The 26,492-nt window shown below is 35.1% G+C and carries 17 protein-coding genes; 13 read left to right on the top strand and 4 right to left on the bottom strand.

Features of this window, described 5'->3' with window-relative positions:
* Positions 1-44 precede the first annotated feature (44 nt).
* On the bottom strand, positions 45-1,490 hold the full coding sequence (locus DG435_RS24920) for a S41 family peptidase (RefSeq protein WP_106792789.1): 1,446 nt from the start codon (positions 1,488-1,490) through the stop codon (positions 45-47).
* A 226-nt stretch (positions 1,491-1,716) separates the two neighbouring features.
* Here DG435_RS24920 and DG435_RS24925 point away from each other — a divergent pair, with 226 nt between their 5' ends.
* The 4 genes from DG435_RS24925 to DG435_RS24940 all read left to right on the top strand — a co-directional run bounded on the left by DG435_RS24925 (position 1,717) and on the right by DG435_RS24940 (position 3,939).
* Entirely contained in the window at positions 1,717-2,226 is a 510-nt protein-coding gene (locus DG435_RS24925; protein ID WP_024772388.1) for an RNA polymerase sigma factor, read from the top strand.
* Positions 2,213-2,653 (top strand): hypothetical protein, encoded by a 441-nt coding sequence (locus DG435_RS24930; protein ID WP_106792788.1) that lies wholly within the window; start codon positions 2,213-2,215, stop codon positions 2,651-2,653. Before DG435_RS24925 ends, DG435_RS24930 begins: the two co-directional genes overlap by 14 nt.
* 70 nt (positions 2,654-2,723) lie before the next feature.
* On the top strand, positions 2,724-3,263 hold the full coding sequence (locus DG435_RS24935) for a DUF4252 domain-containing protein (RefSeq protein WP_024772390.1): 540 nt from the start codon (positions 2,724-2,726) through the stop codon (positions 3,261-3,263).
* A 130-nt stretch (positions 3,264-3,393) separates the two neighbouring features.
* Positions 3,394-3,939: a DUF4252 domain-containing protein gene (locus DG435_RS24940; protein WP_106792787.1), complete on the top strand. Its 546-nt coding sequence runs from the start codon at positions 3,394-3,396 to the stop codon at positions 3,937-3,939.
* Positions 3,940-4,009: 70 nt separating this feature from the next.
* On the opposite strand, the gene purB is transcribed toward DG435_RS24940, so the two are convergent.
* Together purB and DG435_RS24950 are read right to left on the bottom strand one after the other, a co-directional pair.
* Positions 4,010-5,353 carry an adenylosuccinate lyase gene (gene purB, locus DG435_RS24945; protein ID WP_106792786.1) on the bottom strand — a complete coding sequence of 448 codons (1,344 nt, stop codon included), beginning with the start codon at positions 5,351-5,353 and terminating at the stop codon, positions 4,010-4,012.
* A gap of 147 nt (positions 5,354-5,500) precedes the next feature.
* The gene (locus tag DG435_RS24950; protein ID WP_106792785.1) at positions 5,501-6,076 is read right to left on the bottom strand and encodes an adenylosuccinate lyase; all 576 of its coding nucleotides are present in this window, start codon (positions 6,074-6,076) and stop codon (positions 5,501-5,503) included.
* 600 nt (positions 6,077-6,676) lie between these two features.
* Between DG435_RS24950 and DG435_RS24955 the strand changes: the two genes are divergently transcribed.
* Positions 6,677-7,201: a heme-binding domain-containing protein gene (locus DG435_RS24955; protein WP_106792784.1), complete on the top strand. Its 525-nt coding sequence runs from the start codon at positions 6,677-6,679 to the stop codon at positions 7,199-7,201.
* 198 nt (positions 7,202-7,399) lie between these two features.
* On the opposite strand, the gene DG435_RS24960 is transcribed toward DG435_RS24955, so the two are convergent.
* Positions 7,400-8,077, bottom strand: coding sequence for an NAD-dependent deacylase (locus tag DG435_RS24960; RefSeq protein ID WP_106792783.1), 678 nt, complete (start codon positions 8,075-8,077; stop codon positions 7,400-7,402).
* 621 nt (positions 8,078-8,698) lie between these two features.
* Here DG435_RS24960 and DG435_RS24965 point away from each other — a divergent pair.
* From DG435_RS24965 to DG435_RS24990, 8 genes are all read left to right on the top strand, one after another.
* Entirely contained in the window at positions 8,699-9,436 is a 738-nt protein-coding gene (locus tag DG435_RS24965; RefSeq protein WP_025664287.1) for a LytTR family DNA-binding domain-containing protein, read from the top strand.
* Between the two features lie 405 nt (positions 9,437-9,841).
* Complete coding sequence (locus tag DG435_RS25785) at positions 9,842-10,006, top strand: hypothetical protein (protein WP_159025591.1); 165 nt, start codon at positions 9,842-9,844, stop codon at positions 10,004-10,006.
* 67 nt (positions 10,007-10,073) lie between these two features.
* Positions 10,074-10,241, top strand: a complete 168-nt coding sequence (locus tag DG435_RS25790; protein WP_159025590.1) for a hypothetical protein — start codon at positions 10,074-10,076, stop codon at positions 10,239-10,241.
* A gap of 123 nt (positions 10,242-10,364) precedes the next feature.
* Positions 10,365-12,431 carry a sensor histidine kinase gene (locus DG435_RS24970; RefSeq protein ID WP_106792782.1) on the top strand — a complete coding sequence of 689 codons (2,067 nt, stop codon included), beginning with the start codon at positions 10,365-10,367 and terminating at the stop codon, positions 12,429-12,431.
* Between the two features lie 85 nt (positions 12,432-12,516).
* Positions 12,517-13,188, top strand: coding sequence for a response regulator (locus tag DG435_RS24975; protein ID WP_024772398.1), 672 nt, complete (start codon positions 12,517-12,519; stop codon positions 13,186-13,188).
* Positions 13,189-14,498: 1,310 nt separating this feature from the next.
* Positions 14,499-17,600 carry a sulfatase-like hydrolase/transferase gene (locus tag DG435_RS24980; RefSeq protein ID WP_106792781.1) on the top strand — a complete coding sequence of 1,034 codons (3,102 nt, stop codon included), beginning with the start codon at positions 14,499-14,501 and terminating at the stop codon, positions 17,598-17,600.
* A 983-nt stretch (positions 17,601-18,583) separates the two neighbouring features.
* Complete coding sequence (locus DG435_RS24985; protein WP_106792780.1) at positions 18,584-19,084, top strand: hypothetical protein; 501 nt, start codon at positions 18,584-18,586, stop codon at positions 19,082-19,084.
* A gap of 139 nt (positions 19,085-19,223) precedes the next feature.
* Positions 19,224-26,492, top strand: a 7,269-nt coding sequence (locus DG435_RS24990; protein ID WP_234420914.1) for an HYR domain-containing protein, incomplete at its 3' end; no start/stop codon positions are given.

Raw genomic sequence — 26,492 nt, forward strand, 5'->3', positions numbered from 1 at the left:
CCTGAACTATTCGTTCAGGAGTTTTTATTTTTTTAGAGATTATATTATTCTGCAGTGGGAAGATTGTTATCCCGATACATACGTTCATAAACAGGAGAAAACATTTTACTATTTCCAACACTTTCTAATTGTATTATATTATAATTTTTAGCACTTTTTGTACCTAAAATATTATCTATTGCAGCTTTAAAAAGAGGTTCATTTTCATCACCTAAAACTCCAAGATTAGAATAATCTTCTTCGATTTCTACTTCTGGAGAAAAACCACCGTGATAATCTGTAAAACCAACAGAGTTGCTGGATTTAAGAACTAAAGGTTGCATAGCATATGTATGTCCAGTATTAGCACCTTGTCGTCCAAAATTATCAGAATCATATAATGTTATTGATGCCTGAAATTTCCCTCTTGTAGTGGTTCCTACCTGAATCACATTTATATGTGGGTCAAGCCCATTAATTACCAGCTCACTAGCCGAAGCAGAGCTTCTGGTAGTTAAAATATAAATTCTACTTAAATTGAGGCTATTAATGGCTTCGCCTGTTCTGATTTGATTATCAAAAAGATTGGTGCTTCCAAACTGTGCTTGTCGATCAGAGTTCCATTCTTCTGTTGAAAAAACCTGGCCATTAAATTGTCCTGTAATCATACTCGATAAATCAATTGCAGTTGTAACAGATCCACCGCCATTATATCTCAGATCTAATATTAAGTCACTTATATTATCAGACACAAATTTTCCAAAGGCAGCGTTAAGTTGAGTATCGAAATCTCCTGTAAAAGAATTATACATAAGGTATCCGACAGGACTACCACCTACATCAATAGTTTTTGATATAAAAACAGGATCCTCGGTATATTGAACTTTGGTAAGTGAAATAGAAGTTCCTGTAGAGGTAACATTAGTACCATCAAAAGTTGCCAGACCTATGCTGTAACTATCAGTGCCTAATAATCCTCTAAAATTTTGATCATTTATTTGGGTACCATTAACCGTATTAAAGATATCTCCTCTTTTTACTCCTTTGGCAGCTGCATCAGTCCCCGGTAGTACATACCGCACATACCCAAACACAAGAGACTGGTCGTTTGGATAACGCACAAGACCATACTCCATACCATTATTCTTTGTAATACCATCAAAAGCTTGTTCTAATGCAATATAGTCATCTACAACCCAGCTAAATTGATCAACTTTTACCTGTTCTCCGTTTACTAATACTGTTTGTTTAGATTTTAATTCCTCAAAAAGTGCTTCAGGAGTAGAAAACCCTTCTAAAAACTGTACGTATTCCTGATTAGAAGGAAAACGATTATTTGCCAAATCAGGGACATCTGCTTTATATAAGTAATAGAGATTTAATCCTTTCCAGATAAAATCTTTTATTTCTGGTGCGCCAGAAACACGGGGTACATCATCGTTATCATCAAAACATGCCGTAAGCAGGTTACCAACGAAAAGCAATAGTGCAAAATACTTTATGTACTTCATCTATTTTATATTTATTGTTTTTATTTGTCTAATGAAATTCATCAATAATCATTCCGAGAAGAATAAAAATGATAGGTATACTTATTTCATATTGACCTTACTTCTTAGTATAAAGCGATAAATGTAACTACTTTATTATAATTTTAAAAAAGATTGTAACAAATTACTTAGATAGTCGTCTCCCTTATATAAAGCTGACAAAGTTTTATGAAAACCACCAACCAAAATGAAAGAAGGAGCATTTATAACGCTTACAAACGGATTTAAAGATAAGCTTTTTAGGTTAGCTAAACGTTTGCTTGTAAGTAATGAAGAAGCAGAAGATGCTACACAAGAAGTATTACTGAAGCTATGGAAGAATAAGAGTAAAATGGCTGAGTATAAAAATGTAGAAGCTTTTGCGATGACAATGACTAAGAATTATTGTTATGATAAGCTTAAGGCTAAAGAAACAGGAAACCTAAAAATTGTACATAGTAATTATAAGGACGAGAGACCTTCATTACAACGAGAATTAGAAGCTAGAGATAGCTTAGATTGGGTAGGTAAGATTATGGATAGTCTGCCAGAACAACAACGAATGATTATCCAACTTAGAGATATAGAACAATATAATAATGCAGAAATAGCAGATATGCTAGGACTTAATGAAACAGCAGTTAGGGTCGCATTATCAAGAGGAAGAAAAAAAATTAGAGTAGAATTATTAAAAAAACACAATTATGGAGTTGTCTAACATAGAAAAATTACTAGAGAAGTATTTCGAAGGCGAAACCACCGTTTCTGAAGAAAAAGAATTAAAGGTTTACTTTACCAGAGAAACTGTGCCGTCGCATTTGGAGAAATACAAAGATCTATTTCAATATTTTTCTGAAGAGAGTACCATAACAGCTACCAAGGATCTAAAATTAAATACCAGTAGTAGAAAATCCAGATACGCCTGGATGGGTATTGCAGCATCAATAGCTTTGATTGCAGGGATATTTTTAACAAATATGCCACCAAACCCAGACGAAACTCTTGGAACATATGAAGATCCAGAAATAGCTTTACAGGAAACCAAAAAAATCCTCAATATGGTTTCGCAATTAATGAATGAGGGCAAACAGGAATTAGTGTACCTGAATGAATTTGAAAGCACTACCGAAAAATTAACAAAATAAATACAAACGACTACCTGAAAAACCCTGTTGATAAAACAGGATATAGTAAGGAAATTAAATTTTAAATATTATGAACAAGTTAGCAATTATTTTAGCCTTTGCAATATTACCATATGTGTCTAATGCACAAAGTAATTTTGATAAATATGAAGATATGAAAGGAGTATCTTCTGTAGTAGTAACCAGTAAAATGTTTAAACTACTAAGTAAAATTGAATTAGAAAGTAATGATGCCGAAGTACAAGAGTACATGAATCTTGTAGAAAACATAAAAAACATCAAGGTCTTTGCTACAGAAAACAAAGAAGTAGGACAGAAGATGAGAGCAGATGTAAGTAGTTACCTTAAGAGTTCTTCTCTAGAAGAGTTAATGAGAGTAAAAAGTGACGGGAAAAATGTAAAGTTTTACTCTAAGCCAGGAAAAGATGATGATCATGTAAGTGAACTGTTTATGTTTCTTGATGGAGTACAAAATGATGGAAATGGACCCAATACTGTAGTGCTTACGATAACAGGAGATATTGATTTAAAACAAGTCTCTAAAATTGCAGATCACCTTAATGTACCTGGTGGAGAAGAGTTAAAGCACGTAAAAAAGAAAGGAAACTAATTAGATATTAGGTATAAAAAAAGATCCAGATTTCTTCTAACTGTGAGGTTAGAAGAAATTTGATCTAAAAACATCAATCAAAAATAATCAACCAACCCACCAGCTTAGGCAGGTGAAAAAAATAATAGAAATGAGAAATGTGTATAAAATTTTAGGCATTGTAAGTATATCTCTAATGATGAGCTGCAGTAGCGAACCTTCACTGCAAAAGTATTTTGTAGACCACCAGGGAGATGCTGATTTTATTGCCGTAGATGTGCCGACTAGTCTTTTGGATAAAGAAACTATAGAACTTAATAGTGACGAGAGAGAAGCATTAGAAAGTATAAAAAAGGTTAACTTTTTGGCTTTGAAACTTACTAAAAGTAATCAGGGTAAATACGAAGAAGAGAGTGCAGCGATAAAAAAGATATTAGATACTGATACCTATGAAACCTTAATGCGATTTGGATCAGACGGAACCAAAGCGGTACTTAAATATCAAGGAGAAGAAGATGATATCGATGAGGTTATCGTTTTTGCTAAAAATAATAAAAAAGGACTAGCATTAGTACGTGTATTGGGAGATAATATGAGACCCGAAAAAATGGCTATGCTTATGAAATCTGTAGAAAAAGGTAAAATCAACCTTGATGCTTTTAAAGAAATAGCACAGACTATTGATATTGATGATTAATCAGTAGTAACAATATAAAAAAAGAGGCTGTTGAAAAACAGCCTCTTTTTTTGTGATTAAAATCTATTACTTATATCCCTGTATAATTAGAAGGAGTAATTTGTTTTAACTCTGATTTTATAGATTCAGAAATATCAAGAGTTTCGATAAAATCTGCAATAGAATTTTGATTTATCTTTTCGTTAGTACGAGTAAGGCCTTTTAGTGCTTCATAAGGATTTGGATATCCTTCTCGTCTTAGTATAGTCTGTATAGCTTCTGCAACAACTGCCCAGTTATTTTCAAGATCTTCGGCAAATTTATTTTCATTCAGTAAAAGCTTGTTTAGTCCTTTCAGGGTAGCCTGAAAAGCTATCAGCGTATGCCCAAATGGTACTCCGACATTTCTAAGTACTGTACTATCGGTAAGATCACGTTGTAATCGACTTACAGGTAGTTTTGCAGCAAGGTGCTCGAATATAGCATTTGCTATCCCCAGGTTACCTTCACTATTTTCAAAATCAATAGGATTTACTTTATGCGGCATAGCCGAAGAACCAACTTCTCCTTTTTTTATTTTTTGCTTAAAATAATCCATAGATACATAGGTCCATACATCACGATCCAGATCCAGTATAATGGTATTAATACGTTTTAAACCATCAAATAATGCAGCCATATGATCATAATGCTCAATCTGAGTGGTAGGGAAAGAATGATGAAGTCCCAATTTTTCTTGTACAAAATGAGTCCCAAAAGCTTTCCAGTCGATATCTGGGTAAGCTACCTTATGTGCGTTGTAATTTCCTGTAGCACCACCAAATTTTGCAGCACTTGGTATATCCTTTAATAAATCAAACTGTGCTTCGATTCTGGTGACATATACCTGAAACTCTTTTCCTAATCGGGTAGGAGAGGCAGGTTGGCCATGAGTACGGGCAAGCATAGGTATAGCAGACCATTCTTCTACCAAAGATTTTAGTTTTGCTAATAGTGTATTGTACTCTGGGATATAAACACTACTAATAGCTTCTTTGATACTTAATGGTACCGCAGTATTATTAATGTCTTGAGAGGTTAATCCAAAATGGATAAACTCTTTATATTGTTGTAACCCAAGAGCATCAAATTTCTCTTTGATAAAATACTCTACAGCTTTTACATCATGATTAGTTACTTTTTCAATGTCTTTTATTGCCGAGGCATCCTCACTAGAAAAAGCAGTGTAAATCTCTCTTAATTTATCAAATAAAGAGGTTTCGATACCTTGTAATTGTGGTAGCGGTAGCTCGCATAAGGCGATAAAATATTCAATTTCTACGAGTACACGATATTTGATTAAGGCTTCTTCACTAAAAAATGCACTAAGAGATTTGGTCTTTGATGCGTAACGCCCATCTATAGGTGAGATTGCTTGCAAAGGAAATAATGACATAATTTTCTTTTTTTTGAAGCTGCAAAGATAATTTAATTAATTGCGAATTACGAAGTACAGGCTATGAATTTTAAAAGTTAGAGGTTTCCGTCACCCTGAGCTTGTCGAAGAGCCAACAACTAATAACCAGCTAACAACTAACAACTACTAACTAATTTTTTTTAAGACCATTCGAGAACGTGCTTTATAAGCTGCGCTACCTGTATTGTAATTATTCTCTAGTGTTATTTTAAGTTCGGGATGTACCCAATCGAATTCTGTACCCAACAGATATAGCGATGTCATAGAATATGCTTTTGGAGCCACTTTTTGATCTGTGATGATCCAATCGAAACATAGTTCTGTTATTTTTTCACGATGTATAGTAGTTAAGGATGCTCTTACTTTAGGATTCTTTTTTTGGTAATAGGCAATACTTAGATATTCAAATATTTTTGCCATTGGTCTTACAGCGGGGTGCTGGTATACATTTGGTACAATACTAATCAACTGATCAAGATAAGGGAGAATAGCTGTAAGATCGTGCTTACATAAAAATTCGAGACCCCAGGAAGCTCTACACGAGATTTCATCATCTACCTGAGCGCAAATGTTTAGCAAATCAGGAAGCAATGCCGGATTCTCAAGGATTAAATTAGCAAAATGCTTCCTCTTTTCACGAGAATGATCTACAGTATTTAATACGTCTTCGAGCAATATCATAGATAATGTATCTTTTGTCATTCCAGCGTAGGCTGGAATCCATTTTGGTATAGTGCTATTAATAATTGGATTCCGTTCTTCAACAGAATATTAGATCAACTCATCTCTATATCGGGTAAATTTTTATCATGAACTAAAGTCTTCAAGGTAAAAGGATATTAGATATTTTGATGATTTTTTTGAGAACCGGATATAAAAGCGATTACCCATTTCTTTTCAATTTCAAAAATAAGCGAACTCATTTAAACTTTTTGGTTTTAAGTGAAAATTAAATGTTTTTAGTTCTGTTGTCCCGAGCATTCGGGATTGATTTGCATAGCAGGGCTAAGGAAAGAAAAAAAGATAAAAACAGGGCTGAAAACAACAATTTTTTAGCAAATCGAAAAAGTTTAAATGAGTTCAATAAATAAAAATATGGATCCCAAATGTGATCAGCATTCTAAAATTGAAACCTAATCTAGCCTGGGATGATAAGGGTGATTAATCTTCGGCAAACCCGAATTAATAATAATTACTTGTTAAAACCGTTATGTCTTCTATAACAGACAATTATCATCTTATTGGGGTTCAAACCATATAGAACATTTGTTTTTGGTAAGTGTCTTTTTAAAGAAGAACAAAATGATAAAAAGAATTCTTTTTCTATTCGTGTTGGTTTTTTTGATATCACAGTTTTTAAGACCAACTAAAAACGAAGCAAGCTATGATAGTATTGCTACGTTCGAAGCAGCTACAACGGTTTCTGCAGAGGTTAAATCAATTTTGCAGAATCAATGTTATGATTGTCATAGTAGTGTCACACAATATCCCTGGTATATGGAGGTTAGTCCAGTTTCACATTGGATGGCCTATCATATAAAAGAAGGAAAAGAACATTTTAATGTCTCTGAGTGGGAGTTCTATACCGATAAACAAAAGGATCATAAGCTAGAAGAGTTTATAGAAATGATAGAGAAGAAAGAAATGCCTTTAGAATCCTATACCTGGATGCATGGTAAACTACCCGCTAATGATGCAGAAAAACTAATCAATTGGGCCAAAGAAACCCGTAAGACAATAACCAAAGGTAAAGAGGAACCACAGGAAAAAGTAACGGATTCGTTGCCGGTAAAAGTATCAGATTCGACTGTAGTGGATAGTATTTAGTACTGTGTTTTGTTATTTATGTGTCATCAAACTCAGGATACACACTATATTTCATTATTCTTGTCATTCCAGTGTAGACTGGAATCCACTTAAGAATACACAAAATATGGATTATGATCTTTAATTTGCCCTGAACTCTTCGACAGACTCGGGGTAAGCATAGTTGAAGAACGATAATGACAATGACATTTCCCCAAATCACCCTAACAACTCTTCTACCACTTTTGCAACTCCTGTAGTAGCTTTCTCTGATAATATAGAAAGATGTTCTGTTGGAGAAATTGCCGGATTGGGGTCGATAAAATAAACGGGAGTTTGGTGCCTGGCATATTGTAGTAACCCAGCAGCCGGATACACCTGCATAGATGTGCCAATAATCATAAGGATATCTGCCCGCTCTGTAATCTCTATAGCCAGATCCATCATAGGCACAGCTTCACCAAACCATACAATATGAGGTCTTAATTGAGAATTATGCTCACAATGATCCCCGAGAATCAGGTCGTGTTTCCAGTCGAGTACCAATTGTTCATCAAACTGACTTCGCACTTTTAATAATTCGCCATGCAGGTGTATAACATTACTGCTTCCTGCTCTCTCATGTAAGTCATCTACGTTCTGAGTGATGATAGATACATTAAATTTGTCTTCCAAAGCTACCAGATCAAGATGCGCTTTGTTGGGTGTTACTGTATGAAGTTGGCTACGTCTTTTATTATAAAAATCAAGAACTAATTCTGGATTATTTCTCCACCCTTGCGGAGAAGCCACTTCCATAACATCATGTCCTTCCCAAAGCCCATTGGCATCTCTAAAAGTATTGATCCCGCTCTCTGCGCTAATTCCTGCTCCTGTAAGTACGACTATGTTTTGCATAGGATTGATATGGTTTGTAAGTTTAATATAGCCCGTTGTGTATTTGAGATTTTTTAATTCGAAATTCGTCAATTCGAGTGCTTCGACCAAAGGAAGAAGTGTATCGAGAATAGAGTTTTGAATTAAAAAAACTATTCTCGATAGTTCTACAGAGCTTGCCGAAGACTGATTGATTATGAATAGTATAAAAACTTCGACAGGCTCAGTTTGACATCACAATAATAGAAAATAAAAACTTTTGAATGCCTTTTTATATCCCAAAACCTTATGTTAAATTCATAAATAGAAGTTAAAAATAGACAGATTTAAGTGATTTATCCTCAAAAAATGATAATCCACAAGTATTTTATCGCAATTTTTTGGCTGCTAAACGTAGTTTTTGGCTTTTTTTAACAAACCCATATGTGTATTGTTAAATTCCTTCATGTAGTTTATTTACAATTTTATCCGATAAAAAGCGTTTATGTATCGATAAAGAACATTATGTAACCCCTTGACATCAAAGGGCTTCCGTAATTTTATTACGGTTTTACCGTATACAATAAAAGTGTAAATACCCTATCTTGTAAGTAGAATAATTCAGCATATATTAACCGACACAAATTTTTTAACTCATACCCTATGAAATATCCTTATGTAATCATTGATAATGATCAGAAAATTGCAGATTCTATCCAGATCTCTTTAGAAGAGCAGCCAGATTATATCTGCACAGGAATAGCAAAAGACGAGCAGGATGCATTGGATTTAATTTTAGAGAGAAGACCCAGACTTGTTTTTTTAGAGCCAGAAGTGCCAGGAATAGATACGGTAACGACAAAATATTCTTTGATGACAGAGCTTTCTAAGTATATGTCTCGGTTACCAGAGTTTATTGTGATCACCAAAACATCAGATTATGCGATAGAAGGCATACGTAATAGAATCATGGATTATATCCTGAAACCTTTTAGTAAAGGGCAGATAAACAGAACCCTAATGAGGTTCGAAAAAGACTTTGGCCAAAGCGGGGATAATACCCTATGTTTTAAGTCTTATGGAGATTATCGATTTGTAGATGTAGATGAAATATTATACCTAAAAGCAGATAATAACACCACAGATTTTATAATGAGTAACGGTACTAAGGTAGAGGCGTTTAAGACCTTAAAACATTTTCAGAACCTGTTACCAGATCATTTTGTACGTATACATAATAGTTATATTATTAATACCGATTATGTATCCAGGATACATTTTGGAAAAGCAAAATGTGCCATCAAAAATACAGATGATTTGATTCCCTTCTCAAAGTCCTATAAAAACAATGTAGAAGAAATCAAAGACTCCTTAGCAAAGAAAAGTTTGATCTATATATAAAATAGATTGGACTCGAATACATAGCAACCGATAAATTGTAGGATTTATCGGTTTTTTTATGGGATAAAGCCAGTAATCCTATTATAAAACCGTTAGTACTGCATTTCCTACAAAAATGGATGATTTTAGAAAAAGGTTCATTTACCCGTATAATCGGTTCATGTACATCTCATAGAGGGTTACCTACTAAACACACCTTAATATATTAGGCGCGAGGGAGATATCAGGGTACATTTGTAGTGTACAATTAGAGATACACATCATAAAAAATGTATATAAAAAGAGTACTCTAAAAAATAAAAGTCGTCTGCGCAACGACAAGCAATAATTAAATAAAAATAAACATACCCCGTTAAAGACTATATGTCTTTTGAAAAGTAAATTCAAACTAAAAAAACTAACATTATGAAAACTATAAAAACAATATTCGCTATACTATTCTTAAGTACTATGTTTATCGCTTGTGAAGCAAATGCCGTAAATGATGAAGTTGGAATTGAAGATGTTGAAACAGTTGGAGAAGATGATACTGGAGATGGAGTTGAACCAGGAACTGAAGTTAAAGGATAAAATGGTTTGATAGAATAATTATCTAATTTTATCAAAACTATAAACTAATATAACTAAAACTAACACTATGAAAACTATAAAAACACTATTCGCTATATTATTTTTAACTACGATGTTTATGGCTTGTGAAGCAGATACTGCAAATGAAGAGATAGGAATTGAAGATGTTAATACCATTGGAGAAGATGATACTGGAGATGGAGTACAACCTGGAAACCAACAAGGAGATACCTAAATAATAAATACTTGACGTATTTTGAGAGTTTAAAAAAGAGTTCTAATTTATTAAGGACTCTTTTTCTATTTTACTTTTTTGTTGAATCCAAATTGATTATTTTAGAAATAAATTTATTTTGAGATGTTTAGAGTTTTATTCAAATTTATGATTGCTTTTTTTCTATTGACTGTTGCTAGTTGTAATAATCCTGATCAAAACATAGAAAGTGAAGAATTAAAATCTAATTTAATTCAGTCTTATATTGATGAAGCAAAGAACAAACAAAATTCTGAAGAAGAAAGAAAAAATAGTTTGGAAAAAGCATATGGGATTTATTCTACACTTACTGATGATACTTTTAAAGTTGAAAAAATACATGAAATATCATTTCAATACTATGCGTTAAAAGATTACGATAATTATAGAGATATGAATGAAAAGGCTCTAAAATTATCCGGTAAAATTAATGATTCATTAAATATGGCCAGATCATATGCATATTTAGGAATTCATTATAGAAATAATAAATTGGATATTGCTTTTAAAAATTTTCATGAAGCAGAAAAAATATATGCTTCCTTAGGAGGAAATATTAATAAAAAAGAAATAGCTTTTGATCATGGTAAAGTGTTGATTGATATTGCATTAATACAACAGAAAACTAAGGATTATAGTGAGAGTGAAGCGACAACGATTAAGGCTATTGAAAAGTTCGAATTAGTTGAAAGTAAAAGATACCTACCTTTGTGTTATACGAATTTAGGGATACTTGCAAAATATTTAGAACGATATGACCAAGCCATTGAATACCACTTGAAAGCAATAGAGTATACAAAAGGGACTAATAGAGAGGTATCAAGAACTTTAACATCTTTTAATAATATTGGTACCGTATATAAATCACAACAAAAATATGATAAAGCAAAAGAATCATATCTTAAGGCATTATCCTATACAGAGTTTTTAGATAAAAATCCAAAGCGTCGCTCTTTATTGTTAGATAATTTGGCCTATGTTAATTTTTTATCTAAGGATACTGCCAATATCCCTGATTTGTTTTACAAGGCTTTAAGGATACGAGACAGTATTGATGATAAAAATGGTATTGCGACTAATACCTTACATCTGGCAGAATATTATCAATCGATTGATCAAGATAGTGTTGCTAAGATGTATGCAGAACAATCACGAGATGTATCCCAAGAATTGCAAAAAAATGAAGAATTGTTACAAGCGTATAAGATTCTATCAGAAGTATCAGATAGTAAAGAAGGCTTAAGTTATGCAAATACATATATAACATTAAACGATAGCTTGATTAAAGAAGAGCGTTTGTTTAGGGATAAGTTCGCTCGTATTAAATTTGAAACCGATGAAATTGTAGAAGAAAACCAACAAATCAGTAGGGAAAATCAAATCCTGATCATTGCAATATTGGGCTTAACGGCACTATTTTTGTTGGGGTATATCATATTTAGACAGCAACAGAGTAATAAAGAACTATTGTTTGCCCAAACCCAGCAAGAATCTAATGAGGAGATCTATCGTTTACTGCTTAATCAACAGATCAAACTAGAAGAAGGTAGGCAGATGGAGCAGCAACGTATGTCTGAGGAGTTGCACGATGGGGTACTGGGTCGATTGTTTGGAGTACGACTAAGTCTTGATGGGATCAACCAGCGTGCCAACGATGGGTTTACAGAAACCAGGAATAAATATATAGATGAGCTTAAATCTATAGAAAAAGAAATACGATTGATCTCTCATGATCTGGGCGCAGAGACCTTACCGTCTGATGTGGCCTATATCGATGCGGTAGAAAACCTGATCAAGGATCTGTGCGAAGTGCATAAAATAAAGTTTGAGTTTAATAACGATGAGGATATCGATTGGGAGGGCATAGACGACCAGAAAAAGGTAAACTTTTTTAGGATTTTACAGGAGTCTATGCAGAATATCTTTAAACATGCTCATGCAGATCATATAAAAATTAATTTCGAATATGTGGATAGTACCATAAATCTTACTATTTTAGATGATGGAATAGGATTCAAAACAAATAAGGTTAAAAAAGGAATTGGTTTAAAAAACATTACATCAAGAGTCAGTCAGATGAATGGAGAAGTACAGTTTCTTAGTAACGAAGACATGGGGACAACAGTATCGGTACATGTACCCATAGAAGTCAAAGTCGAAGAAGTGTACTAAATAATCTATGCTCATACTATTTTGAGTAGAATCAAGTTTAAATAGTAAGGGGCTAATTTTAAAACCTAAAACAATAAATTTTAAGATGAAGAAAAAGCTAAAAGTTCTTATGATTGATGATCATCCTATGATTATCGAAGGGTATAAAAATACCTTATTAGGAGAAAATCAAAAAGAATATCAAATTAAGATTGACATCGCGTCTAATTGTGATGATGCATACGCCAGTATTGTAAAATCTTCAGAGACGGTTCCTTATGATATGCTTTTTGTAGATATTAAATTACCACCTTCTTCTGATGGGTCGATTACCTCTGGCGAGGATTTAGCAAAGCACGCAAAAGAGCTGTTGCCTAAATCAAAGGTGATTATCTTAACCATGCATAGAGAAGATCATAGAATACATAATATACTTAAGAATATTAATCCGGCTGGATTCTTAATCAAAAGTGATCTTACTTCTAGCGAATTGTTATTAGCCTTTAATAACATCTTAAAAGGTAAAGCGTATTATAGTGCTACGGTAAATGATCACTTTAGAAAAATGATGACCAACAAATTTTCTTTGGATGAGAAAAACCTAAAGATCTTATATCATTTATCTCGTGGTGTTAAGACCAAGAACTTACCTAATTATGTAAGTTTATCATTAAGTGCAATCGAGAAAAGAAAGAACCAGATCAAAGAGATGTTTTCTATTGCCAAAGCAGATGATCAAATGTTATTAGAAGAAGCACGAAAAAGAGGATTTATATAAAGAACAATTACGATATAGAAAAGGCTGAATTCTTTGTTTTAACTTAGAATTCGGCCTTATCTTTTTATAAGACGTTTGATACAATTCACTCTGGATCCCAGCCTTTAGTTTATCCTGAGCTGAGTCGAAGGGTTGGGATGACAACCTATTGGAATGGTACAACTAAATTCAAAAGTATGGTTGCTCGGCTCTAAGGCAAGTTGCTCTGCCATTCCAGCGAAGGCTGGAATCCACATTAGACTAGGATGGCAAATTGCAGGAATGACAATAGTTTCGGCGTCAGGTTGAGTGATTTTTCGTAGTATAACGAAGAAAAATAGTATCGAGACCCTTTTATGATCACTAAGGATTTAGTACCTACATTAAAATAAAATGATTATTAGTAAATATGTATCCCTCTTATTTTTTGGATTTTACTTGTATTCAGTCATATAAATACATGATATACGGTTTTGCCTTACTTATTTTGAGGATTTAAATTGCTCCTAATCAAAGTTTTATACATACATTTATAATGTTAAAAAAAACTTAACATAAATTTTGATATCAGATAATTTGGTTTTTAAAGACAATAGTATCTACCCCACTATATAAAAAGTCTTTTTTAAATATGTTATATCATCTGATATCCAGTACAATTGTCATAATGTAAATAATACTAATCATGTACCCAATCTCATGTTTAGGTTAATGAGCTAATTTTTAGATATTAATTAAATTATTCTACTTATGACTAAATTTACTTTTTTCTTAGTAAAGATGATGCAAATGCTTTTTAAGTCATCTTTTTACCTCGTATATAACATCTATGCTATTTGTATTAGATCTGATTCTTTTTCGGATCTAAAAGCAATTGATATGACCAATTATAGCACCTCTTGAAGAATATGAGAGAGTACATGTAGAATTAGAATATGAACCAGTTTGTTATAATTATATAATGTTAAAAAACAAGATATAAAAAAACACTGCAACTGTAAAACTTTGGCGAGCCGACAAAAGCAGTGTCTGGAATAGAAATACTATTTACAATTTTAGAAGTAATAGACATCACATGATGCTTTCTAAAAAGGAACTCAAAATTCTTATTATTTTTTTGAGTTAGTGGTTTCCCAGACCTGATAATGATTTTCCTTTCTAAGTTTAGAATCCTCCCAAAGATCAGTATGATAATATGTTAGTATAGAAGTCACAAGGACTTCGTTTAGTACTACTACATATACTATTAGTATAAACTTTGATAAAAAACAAAATACATAAATAACTAATCTATCCAATCATAACGATTGTAAATTTTAAACCATTAATCTATGAAAACAACAACCAAATTTTTATTACTGCTACTCTGTATTGGCATTAGTAGTTCAATCTATTCTCAATCTCCAAATATTGTGGTGATTATTGCCGATGATATGGGGTGGTCACAAGTGAGTACAGGAGCAACTAACCTTAACAATCCCAGTGATTTTTATGAGACACCAACTTTAGAAACATTGGCTACTCAAGGTATTGCTTTTCCACAGGCCTATGTAAACGGAGCAAATTGCGCGCCGACCAGAGCAGCAATTTTAAGTGGACAATATGCATCAAGACCAGATAATAATGTATTTGCAGTAAACGGTTTAAATAGAGGAGGAAATTCTACGCTATTAGTAGGGCCTAGTCAAGGGCTTTCTAACGGAGAAGATGAAATTCCAGCCAGTGCGATTACAATAGCCGAGACCATAAAAACAAGTGGATATACAACAGCTCATTTTGGGAAATATCATTCTGGAGGAAGTATGAGTAACTCACCTACCGATCAGGGATTTGATTTTAATTATGGAGGCGGTTCTCCCGGAAGTCCGGGAAGTTACTTTGCTTCGCAATCTGGTGGGGTTTGGACTTTTCATAATAATATAGGTCCAGAACTGGATCCATATGCAGCACCATATACATTAAGTGAATCGATGGCACTTGCAGGAGATAGCTCTCTAGACGGAACAGCAAAACATGTAACCGATGCGATGGCAGATGCCGCGATCGATTTTATGAATGCAAATAATACATCTCCATTTTTTATGCATTTTAGTAACTATGCAATACATGGTCCTTGGGGTCAGGCAAATGCAAGGCCTGATTTATATGCCAAATATGTGGCTAAAAATAATACAAACCCTAGTCAGATGGGACATACAAATATTGCTCAGGCCGCAATTGCAGAAGGAATGGATCAAACGATAGATAGGCTTGTTGATTATCTAAAAACAACAGCAGATCCCAGAAACCCTGGTCATATGTTATCAGAAAATACATTAGTATATTTTATTTCTGATAATGGTGGAGCGATAGGAACAGATGATAACGGCCCTTTACGAGGAATGAAAGGAGAGCATTACGAAGGAGGAGTAAGATCAGTAACTATAGCATGGTCAGAAGGTTTATTAGCAAATACGGGAACAGTTAATAATACTCCTATTGTTGCTTTTGATTTATATCCAACACTTGTAGAAGCTGCAGGGGGAACATTACCCACAGGATATGATATCGATGGGGTGAGTCAATGGTCTATGTTAACCGGTACAAATCCTAATCTAAATAGAGATGCAATCTACTGGCACTTTCCCGGATACCTAATTGACTCTAAACGTGATCAAAGACCTGTATCTATTATACGTAAAGGAGATTACAAGTTGATTCATAATTTTGAAACCGCTTCATATGAAATGTATAACCTTATAACCGATATTGGCGAAGCTACTAACTTATTATCAGGAAGCCCAGATAATGCAACATTAACTATAGCAAATGATCTAAGTACAGATCTTCGTAACTATCTGATTAATATATCGGCTCCTTTACCAACGTATCGAAGCAGTGGACTTACGGTTCCGTTACCAGAAATAATTCAAATCAACCCACCAGTTGTGAGTTGTGTTGAACCTGATACATATTTAGCACTTTGGAATTTTGACGTTGGAGTAGATGCAAATGATGCTTCTTCAAATAATAATGATCCTCTTTCTACTATAGGAACACTAACCTATGATACAGTAGATTTTAAAGAAGGAGATCGATCTTCGGTATTTGATGGAGCAACCAAAATACAGTATAGCCAGAACCCTGGCCCATTTTTGATTGCATCGATGTCGCAAAGAAGTGTTGCTATGTGGATAAAACCAACTGCCTTGTCTGGTATCCAGAATCTTTTTGAAGAAGGAGGAGGGATTAGTGGAGTTGTATTGAGATTAAATGGCTCAAACCTAGAGTCTATAGTAAGAAATAGCGCTACGATTTCTGATAGTCATAGTGTAGCTTTTCCAAATGATGGAGATTGGCATCATGTCGCTGTTGTATATAATGGTGGGAGTACCAGCCATAGTCTGTATATTGATGGTGTTTCTGCTGCTTCTAGTAGTGCAGCCCCAAGTTCTGTTCCTACGCATATAGGATCTGGAGGAATTGGCGGTGTACAGAAAAAAGATAGTTATGGAGAAACTTTAGATAATTTCTATACAGGAAAAATGGATGCAGTTGTTGTTTATGATTTTGCACTTTCTGCTGCACAAGTTATCACATCAGGATGTCTTCCAGATCCTAACCCGTCACAATGTACATATGCTGTTATTAACTCGGAAGATTTTGAATCTGGATGGGGTGTATGGTCAGGTGGTGGATCAGATGCAAGAAGAAGTTCTAGTGATGCAGCTTATGCCAATTCGGGAACATATTGTATACGATTACGAGATAATACATCTACATCGGTGATGACTACTTCTAATTTTGATATGACAAGCTATGAAGAATTGACGATTAATTTCTCGTACTACTGTAGAAGTATGGATAATAGTAATGAAGACTTTTGGCTTCAGATATCAACAGATGGTGGAGTTAATTTTACCACTGTAGAAGAATGGAATCAGTCTGATGAATTTGTAAATGACCAACGTTATAATGATCAGGTCATAATCCCAGGTCCTTTTACGGCAACGACTCAAATTCGATTTAGAGCCGATGCATCTGGTAATTCAGATTGGGTGTATATAGATGATGTGGTGATTAATGGATGTAGTACTCCGGCAGCTTCTATGACCAGTACACCAATAGTTAATGATGTACAACCAGAAGTAGAAGTACAACCAGAAGTATTAGCCGAGGAGCAAGCAGTAGAAGAAGAAATGATATCTAAAGAGGATATGTTTTCGATATATCCTAATCCATTTGGAAACCAGATCTATATTACTTCAAAAGAAAGTAGTGATCAAAATACAGAAGTAGAGATATTTAACAATTTAGGACAATCAATATTCTTGAAATCATATACGAATCAAGAAAGAATAAAAGTACCTACTCAGGATTTATCTACAGGACAATATTTCATAAAAATAAGTGTTGGCGATACTATAATTCAAAAACGATTGATCAAGATGTAGTGTTAATTATATCTGATCATATGATCCGTAAGGTACAAGTGTGAAGTAAAAGAGGTTATCAAATTGATAACCTCTTTTGTTATTTGATAATTGACTTTTAGTATGTGACTTGAACAACATAATTTAGTTCATAAAATTAGTGTTAGACAGGACCCTTCGATAAACTCAGAATAAGCTTTTTAAAAGATCTAATAAAAACCAAATATTAAATACATTTTGATAGCCTTAATTTGGTAATAATAATTCAAAACCTCTTAACTGATTGACATTAAATACCTATAGATTACTTTTTTTAAAAATAGATCATGAATTCGTAGGATTTCTTTAAATTCTTGCCTTTTATCCCGGAAATTAGTGATTTCAACCTGTTTTTATGGTAAAACCGTAATTATTTTGGTGTTTTAAAACACTCATAATCAAAGTTTTATGTATACATTTATAATGTTAATAAAAGCATAACGTAAACACATTACTTAAAATAGATATTGCTTATAGAAAAAATTACGCTAGACATTTTATTTCTTACCCCTCAATGTCCCAAATGTGTTATTTTTTGATAGCTATTTAGAATAGAAAATTACAGCAATATGACTGTGATGCATTATAGTATTTATTTGCCCGTAGATACTATAGTTAGTGAACTTTATCGATAAAATAAATTGCTTATGGATAGCACTACTTTTATTTCCTTCGTGAAATGTGTGATGATGTTTTTCTCATCTGATTTTTTCATATGCAAAATGTATATTACCATTTTGAAAACACAATATAAGTGATTTTCAAAATCTGTTTATAAATAATATTTTGGTGTATAGTAATGAATAATGTAGGAAGAAAAGATGTTTTTTGTTTGATAATACACATAAATGATAATAATGAGAATATAGAATAGAAAAATAACAATCCCGGAATTGTAAAACTTTTGGCGAGCCAGCAATACCAGGGATCTGAATAACGATCAATTTAATACTAAATTAACCATTATGAGGTTTTATTTTTTTACATCAAAAGATGTTCAAAGGTCTTCTTCTATAAAAGATAGTTTTTCTGGTGTCTATACGAATTATGTTCGGAAAATAGATACCCTATCCAATTATAACATCATAATTTTGATAGGAGCGATTACTCTTCTATTAGCATTATATTCCTTTATAGCATACTCATTTTTAGAATCTTCTTCTGTCCTTTTATTTAAAAGCGATTATCGTACCAATGTACAAACAGAAAATAGTACTGCTTTTAAGGATAGTATAGATACTTATCTATATACACATACACATAAAAATAGTACATATAGTACTACTCATATCTTAAAAAATAATGCAGTAGGTACTGTTCATAATTCTTTTCAGAAATATTTAGGATCAATTCAGCTAGACTACATATCGGTGGAGAGGATCAAACTATTATGTATTTCTAAAAGAATAATAGATGCGGGTTCTAATGAATCCCTCCAGAATAATAATAAAACAATTTTATCATAAATAGCTTATGAAAATCAATACACGATTCTTGTTTCTAATACAACTCATATTCATCTTGATAAATAGATTGTTAGGTTTTTGTTTAGTAAGAAAAAATAAAAAGAAGCGCAATTTCTCTATAGCATGTGGTATAACCTTTATGCTTATAGGTTCTATGGGATATGGACAGTTTAGCTGTCCTTCTACATTTTATCAGGTTATTAGTGGCGAATTAAAAAGTTACGACGCAGTTACAGGCGAATATTCGGCACCAATTAGCACGAATGATCTCTATAATGCTACAGGGTATAATCCGGTTGATAATTTTGTATATGCTATAGGAAAAGCAGGTACCATAAATGGACACTTGATTCGTATTGATTCAGATGGATCAATAGCTGATCTTGGAGCGTTAACCAATATGGGATCTGGCGGTATATCGGGAGACGTTGATGACAGTGATAATTTATGGATCAATAGGGGTGACCATTATGACAGGATCGAAAACCTGTCAACCCTTCCGATAGGAGGGGCTCCTGCAGTAGTAACCGTTACTTTTACGGGGCCAGCAGGTGAGGTTAATGATGTTGTTCATATCAATAGAAAATTATATGGAGTTAATAAAACTGCAGAACTAATTATATGGGATCTCGATACATCGATCAAAACGGTAGTAGGAGGTTTAAGTACTCCAACTACAACTCTTGGTTTTGGAGCGGCATTTACCGATGATCAGGATCGTTTGTATGTATCGTATAATGATGGTGGATTGTATTTGATTAATGATTATACAACAGGAACACCAACATCATCATTTTTAAACTCTACAGCTACTACAACTAGTAATGATGGGTTTTCATGCCCCTCGGCGCCTTCACCTATAGATCAGGATGGTGATGATATCTTAGATCCTTTAGATTTAGATGTAGATGGAGATGGTTTAACAAATACAGACGAATCTCCATCTGATCCTTTTGCCGATGGAGATGGAGACTTGATTTTTGCATATTTAGATGATGATGATGCAGATGGTGCAACAGGTAATGTAGATGGGGATATCGAAACTGCTTTTGATACCGATGGAGATGGAGTTCCCGATTTTTTTGATCTTGATAGTGATAATGACGGGATTTATGATGTGGTTGAAGCAGGACATGGTTTACCACATACCAATGGAAGAATAACCGGTCAGGATACAGGAGCAGGTACAAATGGGCTTTTCGACGGTCTGGAAACTATAGTAGATTCTGGTATAATTAATTATACAATAGCAGATACAGATACGGTAGGAAATCCTAATTTTCAATCTACAAATAGTGATGGAGATTCGTGTAGTGATGTACGAGAGGCTGGTTTTACAGATGAAAGTAGTGATGGTATTTTAGGTCCTCTTGTCGTAACCGTTAATGAAGACGGAGTAGTGACTAGTGCAGTAGATGGGTATACCACTCCTAATGCAGATTATATTAATGGCGGAGTAGTGTCAGCAGCATGCTCACTTACTCCGTTTAGTTGCCCTCAAAACTTTTTTCAAATTATCTCTGGAGAGTTAAAAAGTTACGATGCCATAACAGGAGAATATTCTGATCCCATTGCAGTGAGTCAATTATACAACGCTACGGGATATAATAGAATTGATGATTACGTGTATGCGATTGGTAAAGGAGGAGCTTCAAGCAGTCCTATCCATAATCACTTACTTCGTGTAGGAGTAGATGGTTCTTTTCAAGATTTGGGTGCCTTAACTAATATGAGCGGTGGCGGTATATCGGGAGACGTAGATGATAGTGATAACCTATGGATTAATCGAGGAAAACATTATGACAAAATAGAAAATCTATCCACTTTACCAGCCGGTGGATCGCCCGCAGTAGTTACGGTTACTTTTACAGGAGGAACAAATAAAAACACCAATGATGTAGTTTTTATCAACGGAAAATTATATGGTGTAAGTAATACAGATCTATTAATTAATTGGGATCTTACCACACTTGTTAAAACAGAAGTTTCAGGTCTGGGAACCCCTACAGCCACCAATTTTGGAGCTGCATTTACTGATGCAGAAAACCGCTTATATGTTTCCTACAATGATGGAGGGATGTATCTGGTTAACGATTATACCACTGCAACACCTTCTGTAACACTTTTAAATAATACAATTGCTACGACCAGTAACGATGGATTTGCTTGCCCTACGGCATCTTCTGCTTTTGATCTGGATGGCGATCTCGTTTTAGATCCATGGGATCTGGATGTAGATAACGATGGAATTCCTAATCTAAATGAATCCCCATCTGATCCATATGCAGATGGAGATACAGATAATATCTTTGCTTATCTTGATGATAATGATGCCGATGCAGGAACAGGAAATGTAGATGGAGCAGTCGAAACTGCTTTTGATACCGATGGAGATGGAATACCCGATTTTTATGATCTGGATAGTGATAATGATGGTATCTACGATGCTATAGAAGCTGGTCATGGATTTGCTACCAGTAACGGAAGAATCAATGGAGCAGATACGGGATCAGGAAATAATGGGCTTTTTGATACTATAGAAACGGTTGCAGAGTCTGGAATACTTAATTATACAATAGCAAACACAGATGCAGCTGGAGACTTTGATTTTGAATCTCTTGATAGTGATGCAGATGGTTGTAGTGATGCCAATGAAGCATATAATAACTGGAATGCAGATGGTGCAAATGGAGGAGTCTATAACCCATGGAATACGGCTACAGAACCACTTACCGTAACTGCAAATACTGTGAATCATGATGGTCTAGTCGTCGCAGCAGCATATACCACAGGAGCAGTAGCTGCTGTAACAAATAATGCAATAACTACAGGTTGTGAGGATGGTGATGGAGTTACAGGAACAGTAGAAGATGCAGGGCCTAATGGAGGCGATGGAAATGGAGATGGAATATTGGATTCTTCACAAGGAAATGTAGCTACTATACCAATAGCAGATGGTACAGGTTATGTAACCATAGAAACCACAGGGATTTGTTTTCAGATCTCTAGTATCAGTACCGTATTAGAATCAGAGTTGGCAGCTAATGATGCAACATATCATTATCCTTATGGATTGGTAGATTTTACTTTAGATTGTATAACTCCGGGAGACGATGTAACAGTTACTTACTATTGGCATATCACTAATTCTTTAGCAGGATTTACATATCGTAAATATGGACCAAATACTCCAGGAGGAGCTTCAGATATTTATCAGGATTTTACAACGACATTAAATACAACAACAATAGGAGCAAGAACAATAGCTACAGCTTCTTATAATCTTACAGATGGTATATTTGGTGATGATACGGTTTCAGATGGACAAATTATTGATCCAGCCGGACCAGCTCTTTTAACCGTAAATTCAGATGGTGATGGTATTATGGATTCTATTGATTTAGATGATGATAATGATGGAATCCTGGATAGAGATGAATGTGATTTGGGCGGAGGGTCATTTGGAGTAGAATTGCTGGATGATGCCAATACTACTTTTGAGATTACAGCAGAAAATAATGCCACTACTTTGGCAAACTTATTATTTGCTCCTAATTCTGATCTTACTTTGGTATCTGCTACTGTCAATGAAGGTAGTGGAGCTGTAACACAAATAGGGACATTCAATGATGGTGATCAAATAACAAGTAGTGGAGGAGCTTTAAATGCATTCCTTGGATTTGATCGGGGAATTATCTTTTCTTCGGGGAATGTTCTTGAATTAGATGATAATTTATCTAATCAATTCTCAACCCCTAATGCATTAGGTGATGGAATTAATGGTACAGGTGCCGCAGGAGGAGGAAAAGATGCCGATTTTGGTGGAGGTAGTACAGAATTTGATGTTGCCAGCCTTGAAATAGTAGTTAATATCCCAGCAGAAACAGTGATCTCGGGTCAGTTTGTTTTTGCTTCGGAAGAATATAATGATTATGTAAATACTGGATTAAACGATGCTCCTAAAATATTTATAAACGGAACTAATTTAGCATTAACACCTTCTGGAGCACAACTAAGTATCGATACGGTAAATAATACAGTAGATAGCGGATCATATACAGATAATGAAACGGTTCCTACAGCCATAAATATTGAAGCAGATGGTTTTACACATACAATAACTTTTTCTGCAGTGTTAAATGCAGGAAATAATACGATCAAAATCGGAGTAGCAGATAATGGAGATAATCTTTTTGATTCCTGGTTAGCATTTAAGGCAAATTCTTTTGTTTTATGTTTTGATAGAGATACTGATGGTGATAACATTGTGGATCGTCTGGATTTAGATAGTGATAATGATGGGATCTATGATGCTGTAGAAGCGGGTCATAATCAAGCACATGTAAACGGTGTTGTATCTGGCGCTTTAAGTTCAGATGGAGTACCAGATGCGGTTCAAGCACCTGGAAGTGAAAGTAGCGGAACCATAAACTATACAGTTGCTGATAGTGATACAGATAATAATTATAATTTTTTAGAATTAGATAGTGATGCAGATGGGTGTAATGATGTAATTGAAGCCGGATTTACCGATGGTGATAATAACGGATATTTGGGTAACGGTACTTTTGGAGCTGGTCTTACAGTAGATGGAAATGGAGTAGTCACCTCGGGAACCGATGGATATACAGGTACTAATGCTAATGTAACCACAGCAGGAGTTGCCCCATCAATTACTACACAACCATCAGATTCGGCCATATGTCCAGGCGCAAACACTACCTTCACTGTCGCGACATCTAATGCAGATACGTATCAGTGGCAATTGTTTAATGGTAGTACCTGGGATGATTTAACAGATACAGGAATTCATAGTACTACAACTACTGCTACACTAACAATTACCAATGCACTTGTTGCACATAATGGTAATCAATATCGAGTTGTTGTTTCAAGTTCAACATATGTGTGTACTCCTGAAACTTCAATTACTGTAACTCTTACTGTTGAAGATACTACTAATCCAACAATCAGTTGTCCAGCCACAGTAAATGTAAATGTTGATGCAGGCTTATGTACTGCGAGTGGTGTTGCTTTAGGCACTCCTACTACAGGAGATAATTGTGCAGTAGCCAGTACAACCAACGATGCACCAGGAGTTTTCCCATTAGGAGATACGACAGTCACCTGGACAGTCACGGATAGTTCAGGTAATACAGCTACCTGTACACAAACGGTAACCGTAACCGACAATATTGATCCGACAATCAGTTGTCCAGCCACAGTAAATGTTAATGTTGATGCCGGTCTATGTACTGCGAGTGGTGTTACTTTAGGCACTCCGACTACAGGAGATAATTGTGCTGTAGCCAGTACAACCAATGATGCACCGGGAGTTTTCCCATTAGGAGATACGACAGTCACCTGGACAGTAACAGATAGTTCTGGAAACACAGCGACCTGTACACAAACCGTAACGGTAACCGATAATATAGATCCGATAATTGCATGTCCAGCCACAGTAAATGTAAATGTTGATGCTGGTCTATGTACAGCGAGTGGTGTTGCTTTAGGAACCCCAACTACAGGAGATAATTGTGCAGTAGCCAGTACAACCAACGATGCACCGGGAGTTTTCCCGATAGGAGATACAACAGTCACCTGGACGGTAACAGATAGTTCAGGTAATACAGCCATTTGTAACCAAACGGTAACAGTGACTGATAATATTGATCCAACGATCAGTTGTCCTGCCACAGTAAATGTAAATGTTGATGCTGGTCTATGTACTGCGAGTGGTGTTACTTTAGGTACTCCGACTACTTCAGATAATTGTGCAGTAGCCAGTACAACCAATGATGCACCAGGAGTTTTCCCGATAGGAGATACAACAGTGACCTGGACAGTAACAGATAGTTCAGGAAACACAGCTACCTGTACACAAACGGTAACCGTAACCGACAATATTGATCCAACAATCAGTTGTCCAGCCACAGTAAATGTTAATGTTGATGCCGGTCTATGTACTGCCAGTAGTGTTGCTTTAGGTACTCCGACTACAGGAGATAATTGTGCTGTAGCCAGTACAACCAACGATGCACCGGGAGTTTTCCCATTAGGAGATACAACAGTCACCTGGACGGTAACTGACGGTTCTGGAAATACAGCTACCTGTACACAAACGGTAACAGTGACGGATAACATTGATCCAACGATCAGTTGTCCAGCAACCGTAAACGTAAATGTAGATGCTGGATTATGTACAGCGAGTAGTGTAGCTTTAGGTACACCTACCACTTCAGATAATTGTGCAGTAGCCAGTACAACCAATGATGCACCTGGAGTTTTCCCATTAGGAGATACAACAGTGACCTGGACAGTAACAGATAGTTCAGGAAACACAGCTACCTGTACTCAAACGGTAACGGTAACCGATAATATTGATCCAACGATCAGTTGTCCTGCCACAGTAAATGTAAATGTAGATGCTGGTCTATGTACCGCGAGTGGAGTTACTTTAGGAACCCCAACTACAGGAGATAATTGTGCTGTAGCCAGTACAACCAATGATGCACCAGGAGTTTTCCCGATAGGAGATACAACAGTGACCTGGACGGTAACAGATAGTTCTGGAAACACAGCTACCTGTACACAGACTGTAACGGTAACCGACAATATTGATCCAACAATCAGTTGTCCAGCCACAGTAAATGTCAATGTAGATGCTGGTCTATGTACTGCGAGTGGTGTTGCTTTAGGTACTCCGACTACAGGAGATAATTGTGCTGTAGCCAGTACAACCAATGATGCACCTGGAGTTTTCCCATTAGGAGATACGACAGTGACCTGGACAGTAACGGATAGTTCTGGAAACACAGCTACCTGTACACAAACGGTAACAGTGACTGATAATATAGATCCAACAATCAGTTGTCCAGCCACAGTAAACGTCAATGTTGATGCTGGTTTATGTACAGCGAGTAGTGTAGCTTTAGGTACACCTACTACTTCAGATAATTGTGCAGTAGCCAGTACAACCAATGATGCACCGGGAGTTTTCCCATTAGGAGATACGACAGTGACCTGGACAGTCACGGATAGTTCAGGTAATACAGCGACCTGTACTCAGACTGTAACCGTAACCGACAATATTGATCCAACGATTAGTTGTCCAGCCACAGTAAATGTCAATGTAGATGCTGGTCTATGTACAGCCAGTAGTGTTACTTTAGGAACCCCAACTACAGGAGATAATTGTGCTGTAGCCAGTACAACCAATGATGCACCAGGAGTTTTCCCGATAGGAGATACAACAGTGACCTGGACAGTAACGGATAGTTCAGGTAATACAGCTACCTGTACTCAAACGGTAACAGTGACTGATAATATAGATCCAACAATCAGTTGTCCAGCCACAGTAAACGTCAATGTTGATGCTGGTTTATGTACAGCGAGTAGTGTAGCTTTA

Origin of the sequence: Aquimarina sp. Aq78 (assembly GCF_900299525.1) — a bacterium.
In the GTDB taxonomy this organism is placed as follows: domain Bacteria; phylum Bacteroidota; class Bacteroidia; order Flavobacteriales; family Flavobacteriaceae; genus Aquimarina.